Source organism: Kytococcus schroeteri, from assembly GCF_042433515.1.
Lineage (GTDB): Bacteria > Actinomycetota > Actinomycetes > Actinomycetales > Dermatophilaceae > Kytococcus > Kytococcus schroeteri.
In genome coordinates this window covers 92031-112506 of record NZ_JBHLVH010000027.1, presented here as the reverse complement: position 1 = coordinate 112506, position 20476 = coordinate 92031, and the positions used below count along the sequence as shown (strand labels likewise).

Below are 20476 nucleotides of genomic sequence, written 5' to 3'. Positions count from 1 at the left end.
TCCGTGGCAGCGGGTCTGCGTGGGGTGTGGGGCGTCGGGGGTGGGCCCCGGCGCGCGGCCCCGGCCGGTGCTCCACGGACTGGCGAATCCCCGACCACCGACGTCGAGACGTCGCGTGTCGGGGTCCCGAGGCCCCATCGACCCCTACAACCGACGACCCAAGGTGAGGGGCCGGAGCGAGGGGTAGCTCAGCGCTGCCACTGAGCCACCGCGCGAGGAGGGAGTCGCAGTGGTGGCCAGCTCGTAAGCTGCCGCCAACGACCCGATGACGGAAGGTTTGCAGAGGTGAAGGCAGAAGAGGTCCAGTTCGCCAAGTTGTTCCACGCGGACAACCAGCAGCTTCGCATTCCGCTCTGGCAGCGGCACTACAGCTGGGAGAAGCCGCACTGGCAGGAGCTCTGGAGCGACCTCGTGCGTGTCCGGGAAAAGGGGCTGGACTCCCACTTCTTGGGAAGCGTGGTGCTGGAGCAGCTGCCGTGGTCAGGGCTCCCCAGCGAGGCCCGCGGATATTGGGTCGTGGACGGGCAGCAGCGCGTGACGACGTTGACCATCGTCATCTGTGCGATGCGAGATCGCCTTGCGGCGCTGGCTGGTTCAGATGAGGATGCCGAGAGGGAGCGGGACAGTTACACCCGACAGCTGCTCAAGAACTCGAGCCTCAACGGTGAGCAGGCTCCGCGTCTCGTACTTCAGGAGCGCGATCAGGTCCGGCTGATGGCCCTTATCAACAATGAGTTCGACGGCGTCTCGCAGGGCTCCGTCGACGGTGCCTACGTCTTCTTCTCGGAGAAGGTGGCCGATCTCGACAAGGCGGAGATCGAGGCTCTGATGAAGGTCATCCTCACGCGCTTCCTTGCCGTGTGGGTGACGTTGCAGGAGGGGGACAACGCTCACCGTGTCTTCCAGACCCTCAATGCGGGTGGCAAGAAGCTGCGGCAGTCGGACTTGGTCCGCAACTACTTCTTCCTGCTGCTGGGTGCCAAGGGTGACGAGTTCTACCGCTCACGCTGGCGGGCCCTCGAGGCGGGCCTCGACGACTCGGCCCTGGAGGACTATATGGTCGCTTGGTCGATCAGCCAGGGCTACACGGGGTCGAAGGACTCGCTCTTCAAGTACTTCCAGGAGGATCTACGTGGTTCTGAGCACGAGATCGAGACGGTCTTGGACTACGGGCTCCAACTGACCGATGCCGCCAGGATGTACCGGTGGTTGCGTCATCCGAATGATGCGGACCTTCAGGCCGAGACGAGGACTCGTCTTCGGGACCTTGCCACGTGGCGTGCCGTGCCGGCGGAGGGGCTTGTTCTCTGGCTCCTGCGGCGGTGGAGGGCGGGGGTGATGTCGGAGGCAGACCTGCGGACTGCTCTCGATGTGGTGATGTCCTTCCTTGGTCGTCGGCAGCTTGCCGGCGCTCAGCCGAATCTCCACAAGTCCATCTTCGTTTCTGCCACGAAGCGGTTGGCAGCGCGTAGTGACCTGTCCGGCAAGGACGTCCCGCACTACCTCCGCTTCGTGCTGTCGCAAGGCGAGGAGGTGCGGGTGTGGCCGCGTGACGAGGTGGTTCGCGCGGCCTCGCTCACCGTGCCGGTGTACTCACGTACGCGTAGTCACTGGGCGCTGGTCATCCTCGATCGGATCAACCGTGCGATGTTCGACTTCTCCAAGCACGTCCCGGAGATCGGCCGGGGCACCCACAGCGTCGAGCACGTGATGCCTCAGACGCTGACGGATGAGTGGCGCACGGAACTCACGTCGTGGGGCGTCCAGAGCCCGTTGGAGCTCCATGAGTCGCACTTGCATGTCTTGGGAAACCTGACCATCACGCCCATCAACTCCGAGCTGAGCAACCTTCCCTTCGGTCTCAAGCGGGAGAAACTGTCAGATGACTGGCTCAAGGTGAACACTGATGTGGCCTCGAACCACGTCTGGACGGGCAGTCGCATCGACGAGCGGTCCATCAAGCTCGCGGACTTGGCGTGCCGGGCCTTCAGCCCGGGACCGATGACATCGGCGGAGCTCCATGAGGCCGCGGCGCGATTCCACGAGGTAGCGGCTGCGGAAGAGTCTGAGGAGGAGTTGCTCGACGAGGAGCTCTGAGGCGCTGCCGGTGGGTCCGGAGGGCCCGGGCGCACGGGAAGGCTCACCCGGCACGGGAAAGGTACTGACGGCACGGGACGTTTCGCGTGCGGGCACCACCCTTCCCGTGCCGTGTGGGGTTGCGCGCGCGGAGCCGTGGAGCCGCGGCCCGGCCCGGGGCACGCCCTCTCCCGCCCGGCCCGCCCGGTGGCACACCGCACGCGGTGCGAGGATGGGGTGACCCACGTCACCGTCCCCGAGGAGCCCCCGTGCGCACCGCCCAGATCGAGACCGCCCGCGACCTCACCCCGGACCTAGGAGCCGTCGGCGGCATGCCTGAGTCGGTCACCATCTACGAGGTCGGCCCGCGCGACGGGCTGCAGAACGAGAAGGGCGTGATCCCCACCGAGACCAAGGCCGAGTTCGTGCGCCGCCTGGTGGACGCCGGTCTGGACACCGTGGAGACGACGAGCTTCGTCCCGCAGAAGTGGGTGCCTCAGCTGGGTGACGCCGAGGAGCTCATCGGACAGCTCGGTGACCTGGCGAAGGGGCCGAAGCGGCCGGTCCTCGTGCCCAACATGAAGGGCTTGGAGCGCGCGCAGGCCCTGGGGCTCTCCAGCATCGCGGTGTTCGGCTCGGCCACCGAGGCCTTCGCGCAGAAGAACCTCAACCGGGGGCGCGAGGAGCAGTTCGAGATGTTCGCCCCGGTGGTGGAGCAGGCGCGCGCCGAGGGCATGTGGGTGCGCGCGTACGTCTCCATGTGCTTCGGCGACCCGTGGGAGGGTTCGGTGCCGGTGGAGCAGGTGGTGGACACCTGCCAGCGCCTCATGGACCTGGGCTGCGACCAGCTGAGCCTGGGCGACACCATCGGCGTGGGTACGTACGCGCACGTGCACCACCTGCTGGACGGTCTGGAGGCCGTGGGCCTGGGCACCGACCGCATCGGCGTGCACTTCCACGACACCTACGGTCAGGCCCTCTCGAACACGATGGCGGCCCTCTCCCGCGGGGTGCGCGTGGTGGACGCCTCCGCCGGTGGCCTGGGCGGCTGCCCGTACGCCAAGTCGGCCACCGGCAACCTCGCCACCGAGGACCTCGTGTGGGCCCTGGAGGGCATGGGCATCGAGCACGGCGTGGACCTGGAGAAGCTCGTGGCCACCAGCACGTGGATGGCCGAGCAGCTGGGCAAGCCCTCGGCCAGCCGGGTGGTCAAGGCGCTCGCCGGCTGACCGGGCCCCACCCCGCAGACGCAGATCCCCGCCTGCGGTCCAGAGATCCGCCCTCAGGGGCGCACCTCCGGACCGCAGGCGGGGATCCGTGGTTCAGGCGTGCGTCGATGCGGGGGCGACCGTCAGGCGGTGACCTTCCGGTCGTCGTGCTCGCCCAGCACCAGCGCGCGCATCTCGGTCTCGGAGACCTGCGCCACGGCCGTGCGGCGGCTCACCCAGAAGGCCAGGCCCAGGGCCACCCACACCACCAGCGCGATGAGGGAGGGCATCTTGAGCGCGGCCGGCGAGCCCGGCACGAGCAGCAGGCCGAGGAAGACCACGCCCGCCACGGCGCCCAGCAGCGCCATCACCTTGTTGCGGGTGGAGCGGCTGCCCTCCGGCTCGCCGGGCACCGCCGGGCTGCCGGACCAACGGAGCATCTTGTACGCCGCCGCGCAGGTGTACGTGTAGGCGATGGTGACGCCGATGGAGCTCATGTCCACGATCCACGTGAGGGCCTGGCGGCCGAACCACGGGGAGAGCAGGCAGATGCCCATGACGAAGTACACGGCGAACGCCGGGGTGTGGTGGGCGTTGAGCCCGGCGAAGCGCTCCGGGATGATCCGCGAGCGGCCCATGGCGAACAGCAGACGGCTCGAGGCCACGTAGAAGCCGTTGAGGCCGGTGGCCACCCCCATGGCCACGGAGACGCCGAGCACGAGCAGGCCCACGGTGCCGAACAGGGCGCTGATGCCGTCGGCCGTGCCCCAGATGGGCTCCTCCGCCACGAGTTGCTCCCACGGCTGAGTGGCCGCGGTGGCCACCACCATCGCGATGTAGATGGCCGCCGCGGCCACGATGGCGAAGACGATGAGGCCGAAGGCCTTGGCCGGCGGGAAGTCGAACTCCTCGGCGGCCTGGGGCACGTTGTCGAAGCCGACGAAGGCCCACGGCGCGATGGCGACGATCGCCAGGATCGCCGGCAGCGGCCCCACACCCGAGGGGACGCCGGGGGAGACGTTGGACCAGGTGCCGTCCGGGTGCAGCAGCACGCCGGCGAGAATGAGGGCCACGCCCACGAGCATCGCCATCACCATGAGGAACTGCGCGCGTCCCGACAGGGCGGTGCCGCGGGTGTTGAGCCAGGCGAAGGCCGCAAGCGCCAGCGAGGCGACGACCACCTCGCCGAGGTAGACCTGCCACCCGGCCACCTCCCACAGCGGCACCCACTCCACCAGCCACGGCACGAGGCGGCGGAAGAGCAGGGCCACGGCCGAGGCGTTGAGCGCCACGATGGCTGCGTAGCCGAGGGTGAGGAACCAGCCGCACACGAAGGCGTGGTTGCGCCCGAAGGCCTGGAAGGCGTAGGCGAACTCACCGCCGGACACCGGGAAGGTGCGGATGAGGATGCCGTAGCTCACGGCGATGAGGCACATGAGCGCCGCACCGACGGCCAAGCCGATGGCGGCGCCCAGCGGGCCGGAGGTGGCCAGCCAGTCGGTGGGGAGCACGAAGGCGCCCCACCCGATGGCCGAACCGAGTGCGATGGCCCACACCCAGTGGGGTTTGAGGGTCGATTCCAGGCTGTCGCGGTCGGCCAGCACCTCGGCGTGCGTGGCCCCGCTGTCGCGGTTGTCCATGAGTTCTCCGATGAGATGTGAGGGGACTCGTCACGCGGAATTCCACAGCTGTGACGACGGTCCATCATGCCGTGGGGAGGGCGCCGGGGTGCGATGCCGAGCCCCGCGCGCCGCCCGGAGGCCCGGCGGTGGGTGGTGCCGGTCACCGGCAGTGGGATGGACGCACTTGACAGGTCATGTTAGTTACCGTCACTGTGCCCGTGGCACGCGTCCCCGTGCCTCCAGGTTCCCCATGCTCCCTCACCTCCCTCAAGGACATCGCATGCTCACGACCACCCGTTCCCCGCGTGCCGCGGGCGCCGTCTCCGCCACTGCACTCGGCCTCGGCGCCGCAGCCGTGGCCGCGTCGGCCTCCACCGCGCACGCCGCCCCCACCACCTCCTACCTCGCCGCCGGCGACGCCGTCTCCGTCCACGTCGCCCCGGAGCCCGGTTCCGCCACGGTCGACACCCTCCTCTCGGGCCAGGCCGTGCAGGGCACCCCGCTCGACAACGGCTGGGTGCAGGTCGAGGGCGGGTACGTCCGCGCCGCCTCGCTCGTGGTCGACGAGGGCGCCGCCGCCACGGACCCGACCCAGCCCCCCGCCGCGGGTTCCGCCGCCCCCGCCGAGGGCGAGCAGGCCTTCGAGGTGACCACCTGGCTCAACGTGCGCGAGCAGCCCACCGTGGCCTCCGGCATCCGCAAGGTCTACGCCCCCGGCCAGCAGGTCACCGGTACCCCGCTGGGCAACGGCTGGGTGCAGACCGCCGACGGCTTCGTGCACGGCGCCTACCTGCGGGCCACGCAGCCGGCGGACCCCGCCACCCAGCAGACCTACCGCCTCGACCGCTCGGCCAACCTCCGCTCGGGCCCCGGCCTGCGCTTCGGGGTCGTGGGCAAGGTCCCGGCCGGCACCGTGACCGCCGGCGAGCGCGTGGGTGCCTGGATCAAGACCGACCGCGGCTACTTCTGGGGCCCCTTCGCCACCCTGGTCACCGACACCCCGGTGGACCCGCCGGTCGACCCGCCCGTGGACCCCCCGGTGGACCCGGTGGACCCGGGCGAGCAGGTCGTCAAGTACATCGACCCCGCGGGCGGTGCCCAGTTCACCCGGGTGTACACCGCGCCCGGCAGCGGGTACGCGGGCAGCGTGCCGGAGGGCGGCATCCTCCGCGGCTCCTACACCCCTGACGGCCAGTGGTTCCAGGCCGGCCCCACGAGCTTCGTCCCGGCCTCCGAGCTCACCGACGTCCACTACTCCTACACCGGCACCAACGGTCGCCTGGACCCGAGCACGCTGTGCGCCAACCCCCTCCCGGGCAAGGAGCACATGCTCATCCAGTGCGGCGCCGTGCAGCCTCTGGCCGAGCTCAACAAGGAGTACAAGAACACCTTCGGCCACGACATCGGCATCGGTGAGTGCTACCGCACCTACGAGACCCAGGTGCTGTACAAGATCCGCCGCGGCTTCTGGGCGGCCATCCCCGGCACCTCGCAGCACGGCTGGGCCGCGGCCTGCGACATCGCCGAGGGCGAGGCGCAGATCGGCTTCGGCACCCCCAAGTACAAGTGGCTCGACGCCAACGCGCCGCGCTTCGGCTGGGTGAACCCCTCCTGGGCCCGCGAGGGCGCGTACAAGCCGGAGTACTGGCACTGGGAGTTCGCCGCCCTCACCAAGTACTGAGCAGCCCCTGCTCGATGACGGAGCCCCGCACCGCTGACCTGGTCACCGCGGTGCGGGGCTCCGCCGTCTTCGGGGCCCGAGGGTCCGCCGCGGACGTGACCGGTGGCACAGTGTGCCCATGACTGCCAACCTCGGACTCTCCCTGGACCACCGCGACCCGTCGGTGCGCCCCCAGGACGACCTCTTCCTGCACGCCAACGGCACCTGGCGTGCCACCACGCAGATCCCCGACGACCGCTCCAGCTACGGCACCTTCCACATGCTGCGGGAGAAGTCCGAGGCGGACGTGCGGGCCCTCATCGAGGCCGCCGCGGAGCGGGCCGGGCAGGACGCGCAGGACGCCGACGCGGCCACCGTGGGGGCGCTCTACGCCTCGTTCATGGACACCGACGCCGTGGAGGCCGCCGGGGTGGCCGCGCTGGGGCCGGACCTGGCCGTGGTGCGCGAGGTGACCGACGCCCGCAGCCTGGCCGTGGCCCTGGGCCGCCTGCAGGCCGTGGGCGTGGCCGGCCTGGTGGTGCCCTTCGTGGACAACGACAACGAGTTCCCCGACCGCTACTCGGTCTACCTGGAGCAGCACGGCATCGGCCTGCCGGACGAGGCGTACTACCGCGAGGAGCAGCACGCGCAGGTGCTGGCCGCCTACCGCGAGCACGTGGGGCGCCAGTCGCTGGCCAGCGGGCTCGTGGCCGACGAGGAGGACGCCGCCGGGTTCGCGCAGCGCGTGGTGGACCTGGAGCGGCGCATCGCCGCCCTGCACTGGGACGCCGTGGCCACGCGCGACGCCGTGAAGTCGTTCACGCCGTGGACCCGCGAGGAGCTGCTCGCCGCCACGGACGGCCTGCACCTGGACGCGTGGGCCGAGGCGCTGGGCCTGCCCGAGGCGGGGCTGGAGCGCGTCATCGCCCGCCAGCACACCTTCCTGTCCGGGCTGCCGGCGCTCGTGGAGGGTCCCGAGGCGGCCGACGCCGCGACCTGGCGCGACTGGCTGGCGTGGCGCGTGGTGAGCTCGCGCGCGCCCTACGGGCCGGCCGCGGTGGTGGAGGAGAACTTCGACTTCTTCGGCCGCACCCTCACCGGTGCCCCGCAGATGCGCGACCGCTGGAAGCGCGGCGTGGCCTTCGTGGAGGGTGCCGCCGGCGAGCTCGTGGGCAAGCTGTACGTGGCCGAGCACTTCCCGCCGGAGCACAAGCAGGCCATGGAGCAGCTCGTGGCCCACCTCGTGGAGGCCTACCGCCGCCGCTTCGCCGAGGTGGAGTGGATGGGCGACGCCACCCGGGAGCGCGCGCTGGAGAAGCTCGAGGCCTTCCGCCCCAAGATCGGCTACCCGGAGAGGTGGAAGGACTACTCGGACCTGCACGCCGACGCCGGTGACCTCATGGGCAACGTGCGTCGGGCCGCGCAGTCCGAGACCCGGCGCGAGCTGCGCAAGATCGGTCAGCCGGTGGACCGCGACGAGTGGTTCATGCCGCCGCAGACCGTGAACGCCTACTACAACCCCGGCCTCAACGAGATCGTCTTCCCCGCGGCCATCCTGCAGCCGCCTTTTTTCGACGCCACCGCCGACGACGCGGCCAACTACGGCGGCATCGGTGGCGTCATCGGGCACGAGATCGGCCACGGGTTCGACGACCAGGGCTCCCGCTACGCGGCCTCCGGGGCGTTGGAGGACTGGTGGACCGAGGAGGACCGGGCGCGTTTCGACGCGCTGGCCCAGCAGCTCATCGCCCAGTTCGACGCCCTCGAGCCGGTGGACGCCCCGGGCACGCACGTGAACGGTGGCCTGACGGTGGGCGAGAACATCGGCGACCTGGGCGGTCTGGCCATCGGGCTGGCGGCCTACCGCATCTCCCTGGGTGGAGAGCCCGCCCCCGAGCTGGAGGGCCTCACCGGTGACCAGCGCTTCTTCCTGGCCTGGGGCCAGATCTGGAACGGCACCGTGCGCGAGGCCGAGGCCCGGCGGCTGCTCGCCATCGACCCGCACGCGCCGCTGGACGCCCGCGCCAACGTGGCCCGCAACCTGGACGCCTTCCACGAGGCGTTCGGCACGCAGCCGGGCGACGGCATGTGGCTCGACCCGGCCGACCGGGTGCGCATCTTCTGAGGCACCCCGGCACGCGAGAACCCCCGTCACCCGAGGGTGGCGGGGGTTCTCCTTGTCCTGAGAAGGCAGTCGTGGTGACGACCGTCATCACACGACAAGGAGGCTCTCGACCCGGAGGGCCGGGAGCCTCGCACGGTGGGCGGGCAGACCCGCCTCACCTGCTCAGAACTTGATCAGACCGCGCTTGACGGCGTTGACCAGACGGCGGGGGATGGTGACCTCCTGGCCGTCGATGGTGCGCGTCTGCAGGGTCGGCGTCTCGGCCTTCCACTGCGAGCGGCGGTGGCGGGTGTTGCTTCGGGACATCTTGCGCTTCGGAACTGCCATGAGGGGCAGTCTACGCGAGTCCGACCCTCCTGCTTACCACGGCTGCGCCGGCGAGGCCGGCGCCACCCCACTGATGCGGTGGATGCTCCACGCCCGCGGCAGGCGCTCGGCGTCCTTCACGCCGAACAACCGGCCGCCGTCCACGCTCGTGGGGGTCACCAGGGTGCTGCGCACCGCGCCCAGGTCGTCGGTGTGCCAGATCCACACCGGGGCGCCGTCGGCGGCGGCATCGCGCAGCGCGGCCTGCACCACCACCGGGTCGCTCGTGGTGCGTGGCGGCGGGGTGGGCCCGGCCGCGCGGGTCGGCTCCCCGGCATCGGGGGTGGCGGCGGTGGCCGCCCGCAGGGCGCGGGCGCGGTCGGCGGCCAGCTCGCGGGTGAGCGGGCGCGAGCGCACCGGCGGGGCGCCGCGGGGCGTGACCCGGGCCGGGCCGGTGGTGGCGTCCTCGCCCACCGACGGGCCGTAGCCGTGGTCGCGCAGGAAGGAGCGGGCCTGGGCCGAGGAGAGGTGGCTGGTGAGCACCGTGGGCGCCACCTGTGTCAGGCCCACCGGGGCCAGTTCCGGGTCGTGGAGCATCCGGCTGGCCAGGGCGGGGTCGTCCACCGCGAGCACGGCGCGGGCGTCGCTGACGTGCACCCGCCCGTGGCCCGCGGAGACCTCGCGCAGCAGGTAGTCCACCGGTTGCGGCAGGCCCGTGGCCGATGCGGCGCTGATCGCCTCGCGCAGGTCTGCCGCCTGGTGGCCGGCGTCCAGGGCGCGGCGCAGGCTGCGTTCGCTGAAACGGTGCGTGGACGCGCCACCGCGGGACTCCACGTCCGTGGCCGCGTGGAGCAACCGGGTGAGCGCGGGGGTGGGCCGGCCGGGGACGACGGCCGTCAGGTCGGCCTGCACCAGCATCGAGGAGGTGGCCTCCGGCAGGGCGTCGGCCAGGGCGGCCGTCACGGGGCCGAGCGGGTCCTCGGGCGTGCTTCCTCCGGCCAGGGCGACCAGCCAGGGGCTCGGGGCCCAGCGGTCGGCGTGGCGCAGCGGGCTGGAGGCCAGCCCCAGCAGCCGGGCCTGCTCCAGCAGGCGGGCCACCTCGGCGGCGGCCGGTGGGCGGCGCAGCGGGTGACGCCAGGCCCAGCGGGCCAGCAGGTCCTCGGCGCCGGCGGTGGTGCCGCCCAGGTCGGCCAGCTCGGTGAGCAGGTCCTGGCGGCGGCGTCGGGCGGTGGGCGAGGCGGCGGCCGGGGCCAGGGCGTTGGTGCGGCGGCCGCCCTCGGCGGCTCCGGCATCGAGGGGGGTGGTCCACCACGCGGCCAGCAGGCGGGCGGCGCGCTCGGCGTCGTCGAGGGCCTGCCAGCGGTCGGCCTCCGGGGTGGGTCCCCACCGGTGCTCCGCGGCGCCGGGCAGGGCGCCGACGTCCACCAGGTCGGCGGCGTGGGCCACGGTGAGCAGCAGGTGGGTGGCATCGGTCTCCAGGCCCAGACGCCGGCTCAGGGCAGTCACGTCGCGGACGCCCACGCCGCCGTTGGCCAGCACGGGGGCGGGGTCGCGCTCCAGGGTGAGCAGCAGCTCGTCCGTGAGAGCCAGCAGGCCAGAGACCTCTGCCGCGGCGGCGTCCACGCGCTGCGGGTCGTCGCCGCGGCCGTCCGTGGCCGGCGGGTCGGTGGGGGTGGGCGGCTCGGTCTCGAGGTGGCGGTGGGTGCGGGCCTCGCGGAGGGCCAGGGCCACCTCGCGGGGCAGCTGCACGCGGGTGGGCGAGAGGTCGGTGAGCACGCCGTCGGCCACCAGGGCGGTGCGGGCCTCGCGGGTGGCCTGCGGGGCGCGGGCGGTCACCTCGCCCACGGGCGGTCCCCAGAGCAGGGCGTCCACGAGGGCGCGCTCCGGGCCGGTGAGGGCGGCCAGGCGGTCGGTGGGCACGGTGGGGGCCGGGGTGGCCGCGGGGGCCAGGCCGGCCGGGGTGGGCAGCAGCTCGGCCAGCACGCGCACCGGGCGGAGGCCCTCCGGGCTGCGCCAGAGCAGGGCGGCGGTCCACAGGGCGTCCAGGTGGGCGGACACGGTGGCGACGTCGGCGCCCGTGGCGGCGGCCACCGCATCGGCGGTGGCGGGGGCCAGCACCATGGCCGACTCGAGGACCTGCAGCTCCGGGCGGGTGAGGGCGTCCAGGGCGCGGGTGAGCGAGGCGGTGGTGGTGGCGGCCGCGGCCAGGGACGCGAGGTCGCCGATGGTGTGGCGCGCCAGGTCGGGGCGGGTCAGGAGCAGGTCGGTGAGCTCGGCCTCGGAGCGGCCGCGCAGGTCGGCCGCCAGGGAGCGGAAGCCGCCGGAGCCGTCGGAGGGGGTCATTCGGCCCACGGTAGTGCCCGGGCGGGGTGGCGGTGGGCGCGGCGCCCGTGTCCACCTCGAGGTCGTACCGGATGCCGCGGTGCACCGCATCGGCCTGGCGGGCGGACCGCTGAGCAGGGCGTCCTCCACGAGCACGCGGCCACGCCGATGCTCCCGTCGGCGGCGATGTCCCGGCCCTCGCCCGAGAGCAGGCGCGGCGGCATCGCCTCGAGGAGGTCGTCCACCGTCAGCCGGAGCCACGGGTCGGCCAGCCTGCCACCGGACCTCACGCGATGCCGGTGACGGGCCCCTCGCCGGTGTCGTGGGCGCGGTACATGCCCGGGGAGTTGAACGCCAGCACCACCTCGCCGGCGGGGGTGACCGCCACGAGGCCGCCGTCGCCGCCGCGGGCACCCACGAGCTCGTCGAGGGCCTCGCGCACCGCATCGGGCAGGGCCTGGCCGGCCCAGCGCAGGCGGGAGTGCACCTCGTGGGCCACCGCGCCACGGACGAACAGCTCGCCGGTGCCGGTGCAGGAGACGGCCACCGTGGCGTCGTCGGCCCAGGTGCCGCAGCCGGCCAGCGGGGTGTCGCCCACGCGGCCCGGCAGCTGCGCGGTGATGCCGCCGGTGGAGGTGGCCGCGGCCACGTGCCCCGAGGCGTCGCGGGCCACGGCGCCCACCGTGCCGTGGCGGTACTCGGTGAACGAGCCGGTCTCGCGGAGCATCTGCAGGCGGGCCTCGGTGACGTAGTACTCGGGCCCCACCAGGTCGATCCCCCAGTGCTCCAGCAGCTCGCGGGCCGGCGCGGCCATGAGCACGTGGTCGGTGCGCTCCATCACGGCGCGGGCCGCCATGACCGGGTTGCGCGGGCCGGTGGCGCAGGTGACCGCGCCGGTGCGCGAGTCGCCGGACATGACGGCCGCGTCCAGCTCGGCCACGCCCTCGGTGGTCAGGGCCGCGCCACGGCCGGCGTTGAACGACTCGCTGTCCTCCAGCACGCGCACCGCGGCACACACCGCGTCGAGGGCGGGACCGCCGGCGTCCAGCACCTCCCGGCCGGCGCGGGCGGCCGCCTCGAGGGCCGCGGTGGCCGTGCGGGCCTGCTCGTCGGTGAGCGATGCCGGGTCGACGCCGGCGCCGCCGTGCAGGGCCAGGGCCGGGCCGTCGCCGGCGGGCAGGTGGGTGAGCTGGACGGTGGGGAGAGCCATGGGGCCATTGTGCGTCGGAGGCCGGGCCACGGGGTGCCGGGGACCAGAGGGGTGGGAAAGTCGCTTGCCGCGCCGCGCCGGGGCGGGGCCGGGTTCGCTGGGAGCCATGACCCTGCACGCCGACGAGTACCCCGTGACCGAGGCCGACGTCCGCCGCCTGCTGGACCGTCAGGCGCCGCGATGGGCCGGCCTGCCGCTGCGCCCGGCCGGTGGAGGTGCCCGAACCGGTGGTCGCCGGGGAGCCCGACGAGGGGTACCCCTTCGCCTGGGCCGTGCACCGCTGGATCGAGGGGGAGGAGCCCTCGGAGGCGACGGGCACCGACTGTGCCGAGTTCGCGCGCGGGTGCCGCGACGGCATCGCCGAGGTGCTGGCGGGCTGAGGATCAGCGCAGGGCCCGCTGCCCCGCTCGGACGGGGGTGTCCACGGCTCAGCGGAAGCGGTAGCCCACCCCGCGCACCGTCTCGATGTGCTCGGCGCCCACCTTGGAGCGCAGCTGGCGCACGCACACGTCCACCACGTTGGAGCTCGGGTCGTGGTCCACGCCCCACACCTCGGCCAGCAGCTGCTGGCGGCTGAGCACCTGCCCGGGGTGGCGCATGAACTCCGCCAGCAGCCCGAACTCGCGGGTGGTCAACGCCCGGTCCACACCGTCGCCGCGCACCTCGCGGGTGCGGTGGTCGAGCACCAGCCCGCCGGCCTCCACCGTCATCCCGTCGCCGGTGGAGGCGGACTCGGTGCGGTCGGCCAGCCGCACGCGCACCCGGGCCAGCAGCTCGGCGAACTGGAAGGGCTTGGTCATGTAGTCGTTGGCGCCACCCTCCAGGGCGGAGACGGTGTCCTCCACGCTGTCGCGGGCGGTGAGCACCACCACCGGCACCGTGCCGCCCTGGCCCCGCAGGGCCTCCAGCAGCTCGGCCCCGTCCAGGCCCGGCAGACCCAGGTCGAGCACCACCAGGTCGAACCCGCCGTGCAGGGCCAGGGTGAGGCCCGAGCGGCCGTCGGCCACCACCTCGGTCTGGTAGCCGGCGGAGCGCAGGCCCTTCTCCAGGAAGGAGGCGATGCGGTCGTTGTCCTCGACGATCAGGATGTGCGGCATGTCAGGCGTCCTCGTCCGGGCTGTCGTGGGTGGTCGGCACGTGGCCGGGAGTGGGCACCGAGAGGGTGAACGTGGCACCGCCACCGGGGGTCTCGCTGACCTCCACGGTGCCGCCGTGCCCCTCGGCGATGGCGCGGACGATGGGCAGTCCCAGGCCCGCACCCGGGTGGTGGTGGCTGGCCCCCTCGGACCGGTGGAAGCGCTCGAAGACCCGTTGCTCCTGGCCTGCTGGCACGCCCGGCCCGTGGTCGGTCACCGCGAGCTCCAGGAACCAGCGACCGGGCTCGCGCTCCACCCAGCGGGAGGCCAGGTGGATCCGGTCGCCCTCGGCGGTGTGCTGGACGGCGTTGCGGGCCAGCTGCAGCACGGCCTGGGCGAGCCGCTGGCCGTCCACGGCCGCGGTGCCCTCGGCCACCTCGTCGAGCACCCAGTCACGCGGGCCCAGGCGCTGCACGTTGGAGTCCAGCTCCAGCGTCAGGGCGGCCACGTCCTGCGGGCTGCGGCGCACGTGGTCGGGGCGGTCGGCCTTGGCCAGGGTGAGCAGGTCGGCCACCATCCGGCTCATCCGGTCGAGCTCGCTGGTCACCAGGGCCAGGGTCTCCTCGCGCTCGACGGGGTCGTCCCCCATCAGCTCCAGGTGGCCGCGGATGATGGTGATGGGCGTGCGCAGCTCGTGCCCGGCGTCGTCGACGAACTGGCGCTGGGAGGCGAACGCCTCCTCGAGGCGGTCGAGCACCCCGTTGAAGGTGCGGCCGAGGTCGGCCACCTCGTCGTTGCCGGAGACCTCGAGGCGGCGGGTGAGGTCCCGCTCGGAGATCTCCTGGGCGGTGCCCTGGAACCGGCGCAGCGGCGTGAGCACCCGCCCGGCCAGGAACCAGGCGGCCACCCCGGTGAGCAGTAGGGCCACCAGCGCGACCGGGGCCGCCCGGCGCACCACCGCGGTGAGCACCTCGTCGTTGCGGTGGGGCAGGGCCAGCACCGTGAGGGTGCCCCGGGAGCCGCCCACGGTGACCGTGGCGTTGCCGTAGCGCGCCTCGCCGAGCGGGGTCTCCACCACACCGGAGTCCCCGGAGCGGATGTCGTGCCACAGCGCGGTGTCGGCCAGCAGCTGGCGGGTGTCGCCCACCGAGGCGCCGGAGACCTGCAGCACCTGGCCCTCCTGGGTGCGCCCGACGATGAGCTCGGCGGAGCTGGGCTGCTGGCGGGAGAGGAAGGTCTCCAGCAGGCCCTCGGGGTCGGCGAAGGGCTCGCCGGTCTCCGGGTCCACGCCGTTCTGGGTGAACTGGCGGAACTCCCGCAGCTCCTGCACCACGTCCTCGTTGGCGCGGGTGGCGTTGTCGGCGCGCACCAGGCCGTAGGTGAGGGCGATGAGGGAGGCCAGCGCGAGGGCGACGATGCCCACCATCGAGATGACGATGCGGCCGCGGAGCCCCAGCCGGCGCGGGTGGCGGTCAGTCGTCGAGGTCGTCATCGTCGTCCTGGTCGTCGGCGGTGTCGTCCTGGTCGTCCGCGTCGTCGCCGGTGGGGGCGGGCGGCGTCGGTGAGGGGTCGGACGGCGGCTGCACCGTCCGCGTGACCGTCGGGGGGACCGTGCGCGGCTCGGTGGACGTGGGGCGGGGCGCGGCGTCCGGGGCGCCCTGCCTGGTCGAGGGGGAGGCGCTCGGTGCCGGGGTCGACGGGGCGTCCTGCGAGGGAGCACTCGGGGGTGTGCCGCCCGGCTGGGAGGGAGAGGTGGAGTCCGACGGGGTGGGAGCGGAGTCCGACGGGGCGGTGGCGGCCGGGGCCGGCACCTCCCCCAGGTCGGTGGTGTCCGGGGCGCCGGGCGTGCGCAGCCCCATCGCCAGGAGGGGCAGGGCCACGGCCAGCAGCACCAGGGTCAACAGGGCGGGCAGGTACTTGCTCACGGGGTCCTTCCGGGCAGGAGGGCGTTCTCGGGGATGGTGCCGTGCGCGGCCGACACGAGCGACAGGGGGGTGGGGCTGTCCAGGTCCCAGGTGGGCCAGCCCGGTGGGCGGTCGCCCCCGACTGAGAGCACCACGCCGGGGTAGTTCTCCAGGGCACGGTGCACCTGCTGCAGGGCCGGTCCGGAGAGGCGGTCGGCCACCCCGTCCAGCACCAGGAGGCGCGGTGCGCCGTACAGGCCGCGGGCCAGCTGCAGCAGCACACGCTGCTCGCGGTCCAGCGGCTCACCGCCCCGGCGCAGGGTGGTGCGTTCACCCCTCGGCAGCGCCGCCACCACCTCGTCCAGGCCCACGGCCGCCAGCACCGGGTCGATGGGGTCGTCGGAGTCCGGACGGCGGTAGCGCACGGCGCGCGACAGGCGTCCCTGCTCCAGCGGCGCGTCGGCGGCCACATAGCCCAGCAGGCGGCGGCGCCGGCGCGGGGCGACCGCCGTGAGGTCCCAGCCGTCCAGCTGCGCCCACCCGTCGGCCGGGGCCTCGTCACCCACCAGCAGGTCCACCACGTGGGCGGTGCGCTCCGGGTCGGTGCTGTGCACGTGCACACGGCTCCCCGGGGCGGCCAGCAGCTCCGGGAGCGGGGTGCCCAGCCCGTCCTGCAGGCCGCCCAGGTGCAGCAGACCGCGGGCGCTGCCCCGTCGGCGAGGGCGCTCCGCCTCCGTGACGGGGGCCGGCTCATCACGGCGCAGGGCCCTGGCCAGCACGAGGCTCGCAGCCAGGTGCCCCTGGCGGTACTCGCCCACCCGGCCCAGGTCCTGCACCGGGGTGGACACCAGGCCCACCAGCAGCAGGGCCGTGGCGAAGCGCTCGGGGGTCAGGTCGGTCCACGGGGCGGTGAGGCCGGCGAGCACCATGGCCACCACCGCCACCGCGGCGGCCCCGCCCCGCATCACGCCGGCTGCCCGGGCCCGGCGCACGGCGAGGTGGCGCACCCTCTCGCTGTGCTCCTCGACCCGGCGGACCTCCCGTTCCTCGCCTCCCGCGGCGCGGATGACGCTGGCGGCCTGCACCGTGTCGGCGATGTGGGAGGCCATGCGCCCGCGGCGTCGGCGCAGCTCCCGGCTGCGCCGCAGCACGGGACCGGCGAGGGCGAGCAGCAGCACCCCCATCGCCAGCAGCGCAGCGCCCACCGCCACGCCCAGCTCCCAGGCCATGAGCGACAGCGCCACCACGACGCCGACCAGCAGCGGCACGCCCGAGACCAACGGGGCGATCCCCATCGCGATCCACGACCGGACGGCCGAGAGGTCGTTGGTGGTGCGGGCCACCAGCACCCCGAGGTGGGCGTGGCGTCCCGGGCGCAGGGCAGTGCCCACCAGCAGCCGGCGCACCTCCATCACGTAGTGCTGGCCCAGCATCTCGGCCAGCACCCACTCGGCCCACCGCATCGCGCCCACGGCCAGGGCGGCCGCGATCAGCCCCACGGCCAGGGCGGTGCGCGCAGCGGCGTCCGGGGCGCCCAGCAGCTGTGGCGTGAACCAGGCGATGCCGGCCGCGGCCGCCGACTGCAGCAGGCCGCACAGGACCAGACCCACCAGGTGGGTGCGGCGGACGCCGTGCCACACCGGGGGGAGCTCGGCGGCCGCGTCGCGGGCGCTCTGCTCCTCCCCGGGGAGACGGGTGCTGGGGAGGACCCGCATCAGAGGCCCAGCAGGGCGCGCACCGTCTCCGGCTCGGAGAGGGTGAAGGTGTCCACCAGCGGCAGGTCGAGCACCGCGGCGGCCTCGCGGGAGGCCAGCGGGGAGGCGGTCACCGCGCCGGAGACGCCCACCACCGGCAGGCCCGCCTCGCGCAGCGTGCGCACGCCGGCCACCGCCCCCAGGGCCTCGCCCACGGCCAGCACGATGCCGTCGGCGTCGGCCAGCGAGCCGTCGTGGAGCAGGTGGTGGGTCTCGCGCTGGAACAGGCCGTCGGCGATCTCCACGACCACCACGTCGGGGGCGTCGGCGGCCAGCTCGTCGCGCACCGAGCGCACCAGGTGGCCGGTCTCCTCGAGGTCCAGGCGGAAGGTGCTGCCGTAGCCGAAGTCGGTGAAGTCCAGCACCTTGGCGGCACCGGAGTCGGTGAACAGCCCCGGGTCGCCCCACGCGCCGGTGCCGGTGGCCTTGCCCGCGGCAACGGTGAGCCCGGCCCGGCTCAGGCCGCGCACGATGTTGGCCACCACGGTGGTCTTGCCGGCGTTCATGGAGCTGCCCAGCACCACGACGGTGCGGGTGGCGGTGTCGCGGCGCGTGGGGGTCGGCTCGGTGGAGACCGCGCAGGGGGACACGTCGCGGAGGGTGATGCGGCGGCCGTCGGCCTGGGCCAGCAGCCCCAGCGGCTCGAGGACGGTGGGTGCCTCGGTCCTGCCGTGGCGCTCCACCACGTCGGCGGCCAGCCCACCGGCGGCGGCCAGGTGGGTGTGGGCCAGCGAGCCGGGCACGACGGCCTCGAACTGGTCGGGGGCGTAGCGGTCGCCGTAGGCCACCAGCACCTCGTCGCCGGGGTAGAGGGTCTGGCGGCGGCCGCCGGCGCCCGGCACCTTCTTGTGGTGGCCCATCGAGACGACGCGGGCGAGCACCACGTCGCCGGCGCGGGGCGCGACGTCGGCGCCGGCCAGCAGGTGCAGGTCCTCGGCGTCCTCGGCCAGTCGGGCAGCCAGGTGACGGGTGGTGTAGGCCACCTTGGCGGCGCGCAGGCGGGCGGCGTCCACGGGGTGTGGTCGTGGAGCTGGTGGGGCGGGTGGCCGCCGAGGGGTCGCCGGCCACCGGGGCGATGCCGGCCACCAGGTCGACGGACGGGGTGGTGCGCTCCGGGTGGCCGGTGGTCGGCGGGGTGGCGAGGGTGGGGGCGGTCTCGAGGGTGGCGGTCACGGGGGTGCTCCTTCGGTCGGCCGGCACGCGCGGTGCCGGGAGGGGTGCCTGCGGGAGGCGGTGCCCTGCACGCTAGGAGCCGGCCGTGAGGGCGCCATGAGCCGCGGATGAGGATCCCCTCATGCAGGGGCGCGCCCGCTGGGGAGTCGGTCACGGCCCGGCAACGGGGCGGTGTGCGGTCCCGGTGGCCGTGGCACAGTGGTCCCCACTGTGATGCCCCTCACGTCCTCAGGAGGACCCATGCCCGCTCCCGCCGCGCTCTCCTACGTCTCCGGCACCTCGGAGCTGCCGCTGCTCGGCCAGACCATCGGTGACAACCTCGACGCCACGGCCGCCCGCTTCGGCGACCGGGACGCCCTCGTCGAGTGCGCCACCGGGCGCCGCTGGACCTACGCCGAGTTCGTGGCCGACGTGGACCGCCTGGCCAAGGGGCTGCTCGCCCGGGGGCTGGGCGTCGGCGAGCGCATCGGCATCTGGTCGCCCAACTGCGCGGAGTGGACGCTGCTGCAGTACGCCACCGCCAAGGTGGGAGCGGTGCTGGTGAACGTCAACCCGGCCTACCGCGAGCACGAGCTGGACTTCGTGGTGCGGCAGTCGGGCATGCGCTGGCTGGTGAGCGCCGTGGAGCACAAGACGTCCCACTACAAGGCGATGGTGGAGCGTGTGGGGGCCAAGATCCCCGAGCTCGAGGAGGTCGTCTTCATCGGGGAGGAGTCCTGGGACGCGCTCGTGGCGGCGGGCGACGGCATCGACGACGCGGCGCTGGCCACGCGCCAGGGCGAGCTGGGCGCGGACGACCCCATCAACATCCAGTACACCTCCGGCACCACGGGATTCCCCAAGGGCGCCACCCTCAGCCACCACAACATCCTCAACAACGGGTACTTCGTGGGTGAGCGCGTGCACTACACGGAGGCCGACCGCATCTGCCTGCCGGTGCCCTTCTACCACTGCTTCGGCATGGTGATGGGCAACCTCGCGGCCACCAGCCACGGGGCGTGCATGGTGATCCCCGCCCCGGCCTTCGACCCCGTGGCCACGCTGCGCGCGGTCTCCGAGGAGAGGTGCACCAGCCTCTACGGCGTGCCCACCATGTTCATCGCCGAGCTGGGGCTGCTCGACAAGGGTGAGGAGGAGTTCGACCTCTCGGCCCTGCGCACCGGCATCATGGCCGGCTCGCCCTGCCCGGCGGAGATCATGCGCCGCGTCATGAACGAGATGAACATGGCCGAGGTGGCCATCTGCTACGGCATGACCGAGACCTCGCCGGTGTCGCTCATGACCATGTCCGACGACGACGTGGCGCACCGCACCGAGACCGTGGGACGCGTCATGCCGCACGTGGAGGTCAAGGTGGTGGACCCGGTGACCGGGCGGCCGGTACCCCGCGGTGAGACCGGTGAGCTGTGCACGCGCGGGTACTCGGTGATGCTGGGCTACTGGGAGCAGCCGGAGAAGACCGCCGAGAGCATCGACGCCGCGCGGTGGATGCACACCGGGGACCTGGCCGTCATGGCCGAGGACGGGTACGTGGCCATCACCGGGCGCATGAAGGACATGGTGATCCGTGGCGGGGAGAACATCTACCCGCGGGAGATCGAGGAGTTCCTGTACCAGCACCCCGCGGTGCAGGACGTGCAGGTGATCGGCGTGCCGGACGAGAAGTACGGCGAGGAGCTCATGGCCTGGGTGGTGCTGCGCGAGGGTGCGGAGACGGTCGATGCCGATGCGGTGCGGGAGTTCTGCACCGGGCAGCTGGCGCACTACAAGATCCCGCGGTACGTGCACGTCGTGGAGTCCTTCCCGATGACGGTGACGGGCAAGGTGCGCAAGGTGGAGATGCGGGAGAAGGCGCTGGCGATCCTGGGGTTGGAGAAGCGCTGAGCCGGGTGGCCCTGTGGGCGGGTGTCCACAGGGCCGGGCGGTTGGCCGGGTGCAGGCGGGTGCTCGTCCACATGTTCGGGTGAGGGTCTGCGGATATTGGCTCACATGTACTACTCTTGGTGCATCGCGTCGGACGGGGGTCTGGCGGGTGGGACC

General features: G+C 73.5%; 15 protein-coding genes. 6 read left to right on the top strand and 9 right to left on the bottom strand.

Going from position 1 to position 20476, the window contains the following annotated elements:
* Nucleotides 1-285: 285 nt before the first annotated feature.
* Both ACFFHC_RS10745 and ACFFHC_RS10740 read left to right on the top strand, forming a co-directional pair.
* Nucleotides 286-2097 carry a DUF262 domain-containing protein gene (locus ACFFHC_RS10745; RefSeq protein ID WP_379805312.1) on the top strand — a complete coding sequence of 604 codons (1812 nt, stop codon included), beginning with the start codon at nt 286-288 and terminating at the stop codon, nt 2095-2097.
* A 311-nt stretch (nt 2098-2408) separates the two neighbouring features.
* The gene (locus tag ACFFHC_RS10740; protein WP_070705639.1) at nt 2409-3305 is read left to right on the top strand and encodes a hydroxymethylglutaryl-CoA lyase; all 897 of its coding nucleotides are present in this window, start codon (nt 2409-2411) and stop codon (nt 3303-3305) included.
* Between the two features lie 122 nt (nt 3306-3427).
* On the opposite strand, the gene ACFFHC_RS10735 is transcribed toward ACFFHC_RS10740, so the two are convergent.
* The gene (locus ACFFHC_RS10735; protein ID WP_070705633.1) at nt 3428-4924 is read right to left on the bottom strand and encodes an APC family permease; all 1497 of its coding nucleotides are present in this window, start codon (nt 4922-4924) and stop codon (nt 3428-3430) included.
* Nucleotides 4925-5186: 262 nt separating this feature from the next.
* Between ACFFHC_RS10735 and ACFFHC_RS10730 the strand changes: the two genes are divergently transcribed.
* Both ACFFHC_RS10730 and ACFFHC_RS10725 read left to right on the top strand, forming a co-directional pair.
* On the top strand, nt 5187-6587 hold the full coding sequence (locus tag ACFFHC_RS10730; protein ID WP_070705632.1) for a D-alanyl-D-alanine carboxypeptidase family protein: 1401 nt from the start codon (nt 5187-5189) through the stop codon (nt 6585-6587).
* Between the two features lie 118 nt (nt 6588-6705).
* The gene (locus tag ACFFHC_RS10725) at nt 6706-8691 is read left to right on the top strand and encodes a M13 family metallopeptidase (protein ID WP_379805307.1); all 1986 of its coding nucleotides are present in this window, start codon (nt 6706-6708) and stop codon (nt 8689-8691) included.
* 162 nt (nt 8692-8853) lie between these two features.
* Here ACFFHC_RS10725 and rpmF read toward each other — a convergent pair whose 3' ends face one another.
* The 3 genes from rpmF to ACFFHC_RS10710 all read right to left on the bottom strand — a co-directional run bounded on the left by rpmF (nt 8854) and on the right by ACFFHC_RS10710 (nt 12529).
* Complete coding sequence (gene rpmF, locus ACFFHC_RS10720; protein WP_070705630.1) at nt 8854-9018, bottom strand: 50S ribosomal protein L32; 165 nt, start codon at nt 9016-9018, stop codon at nt 8854-8856.
* Nucleotides 9019-9051: 33 nt separating this feature from the next.
* Nucleotides 9052-11340, bottom strand: a complete 2289-nt coding sequence (locus tag ACFFHC_RS10715) for a helicase-associated domain-containing protein (RefSeq protein WP_379805304.1) — start codon at nt 11338-11340, stop codon at nt 9052-9054.
* Nucleotides 11341-11605: 265 nt separating this feature from the next.
* A complete protein-coding gene (locus ACFFHC_RS10710; RefSeq protein ID WP_141495012.1) occupies nt 11606-12529 on the bottom strand; it encodes an isoaspartyl peptidase/L-asparaginase family protein in 924 nt (307 codons plus the stop codon).
* 227 nt (nt 12530-12756) lie between these two features.
* On the opposite strand from ACFFHC_RS10710, the gene ACFFHC_RS10705 reads away from it, so the two are divergent.
* A complete protein-coding gene (locus tag ACFFHC_RS10705; RefSeq protein ID WP_238329953.1) occupies nt 12757-12909 on the top strand; it encodes a hypothetical protein in 153 nt (50 codons plus the stop codon).
* 48 nt (nt 12910-12957) lie between these two features.
* On the opposite strand, the gene ACFFHC_RS10700 is transcribed toward ACFFHC_RS10705, so the two are convergent.
* Genes ACFFHC_RS10700 through ACFFHC_RS10680 form a run of 5 tightly spaced genes read right to left on the bottom strand, consistent with a single transcriptional unit; the run spans nt 12958 to nt 18276 of the window.
* Nucleotides 12958-13626 carry a response regulator transcription factor gene (locus ACFFHC_RS10700; RefSeq protein ID WP_070705934.1) on the bottom strand — a complete coding sequence of 223 codons (669 nt, stop codon included), beginning with the start codon at nt 13624-13626 and terminating at the stop codon, nt 12958-12960.
* Nucleotide 13627: 1 nt separating this feature from the next.
* Nucleotides 13628-15097, bottom strand: a complete 1470-nt coding sequence (locus tag ACFFHC_RS10695) for a sensor histidine kinase (RefSeq protein ID WP_181443199.1) — start codon at nt 15095-15097, stop codon at nt 13628-13630.
* Nucleotides 15078-15530: a hypothetical protein gene (locus ACFFHC_RS10690; RefSeq protein WP_379805300.1), complete on the bottom strand. Its 453-nt coding sequence runs from the start codon at nt 15528-15530 to the stop codon at nt 15078-15080. The genes ACFFHC_RS10695 and ACFFHC_RS10690 overlap by 20 nt, the downstream gene beginning before the upstream one ends.
* Entirely contained in the window at nt 15527-17224 is a 1698-nt protein-coding gene (locus tag ACFFHC_RS10685) for an ABC transporter transmembrane domain-containing protein (protein WP_101849212.1), read from the bottom strand. Before ACFFHC_RS10685 ends, ACFFHC_RS10690 begins: the two co-directional genes overlap by 4 nt.
* Complete coding sequence (locus ACFFHC_RS10680; RefSeq protein ID WP_379805297.1) at nt 17224-18276, bottom strand: DUF1611 domain-containing protein; 1053 nt, start codon at nt 18274-18276, stop codon at nt 17224-17226. The genes ACFFHC_RS10685 and ACFFHC_RS10680 overlap by 1 nt, the downstream gene beginning before the upstream one ends.
* A 400-nt stretch (nt 18277-18676) precedes the next feature.
* Here ACFFHC_RS10680 and ACFFHC_RS10675 point away from each other — a divergent pair, with 400 nt between their 5' ends.
* Nucleotides 18677-20320 (top strand): AMP-binding protein, encoded by a 1644-nt coding sequence (locus ACFFHC_RS10675; RefSeq protein ID WP_379805295.1) that lies wholly within the window; start codon nt 18677-18679, stop codon nt 20318-20320.
* Nucleotides 20321-20476: the final 156 nt, after the last annotated feature.